The organism is Oleiphilus sp. HI0123, assembly GCF_001635315.1.
Genome location: NZ_LWGE01000367.1, coordinates 1 through 907, shown reverse-complemented (window position 1 = coordinate 907; position 907 = coordinate 1). Strand labels below are relative to the sequence as shown.

Annotated in this window: 1 protein-coding gene; it reads right to left on the bottom strand. The window is 38.7% G+C overall.

Annotation, left to right across the window (positions count from 1 at the left end):
* Positions 1-46: 46 nt before the first annotated feature.
* Complete coding sequence (locus tag A3761_RS03490; RefSeq protein ID WP_068739579.1) at positions 47-886, bottom strand: hypothetical protein; 840 nt, start codon at positions 884-886, stop codon at positions 47-49.
* Positions 887-907: the final 21 nt, after the last annotated feature.

Sequence of the window (907 nt, the reverse complement as noted above, 5' to 3'; positions counted from 1 at the left end):
AAAAATAACACCACCGATTAATCCCGTATCGTTTTTATAGTCAACGTCAACAGCTAGAATCATTAAGATTTTCTTCCAACTCTTCACTAAAAACTTTGATACCCGATTTGTTGCACAGTTTGCTTTCTCTAAACCTTTTTAGCTGGCCGCAGCTATACATCCCATCGATCTCGAGTCTTTTGATATGAGGCAGATTTTCTGCATTTATAAAAATATCTGGAAAAGTGTAGCTGCTAATATTACTTCCCCCTAGGCTCAACCAAGCATCTTCCAATACGCTAAAACCGGACGTCAATAGATTGTCATGAGTCTTAGAGGTTAACGGTTCGCCATCACTCGTTATGATTTCAAGATTGCGCAGTCTTTTGAAAAGTATTGGCCTATCTAGTCTAAAATTACCATGAATAACGAGTGATTCGACTGAATGTAGACTCTCAAGTAAGCTTGTTAAATCGCCAAGTAAACTTGGAGCCCAACCATCACGATTACAATACAATTCATCAATACCTAGTGACAGATGCTCTAAAAGAGGAAAGCTAGTTCCAGACAAGATTTCTATAGCTTTTTCATAATTAAATGAAGATCCAGGAGGAGTATAGTCGCAGTGACCTATACATATTGAACGGAGCTGTTGAGGTAAGCCAGACTTAACAAGAGCTTCCAAAATATGAAAACTTTTTCCTCCAAGCAAAATTGAAACAGAAGTACATTCCCTGGGAATACCGTCCAACACTTTATAACCATTATGTTCGGTCTGTGGTACGCCGATAATCAGGTCTGTTTTATCTCTATCTATTGAGCGCTGTTCTTCTGGGAGTTCAAGTATTATTTGTTCGAACTCAAGATTGCTCGGAAGGTCCGTCTTATTTCTAAACACTGAGAACATTATGAATCAATCGCCGCGACT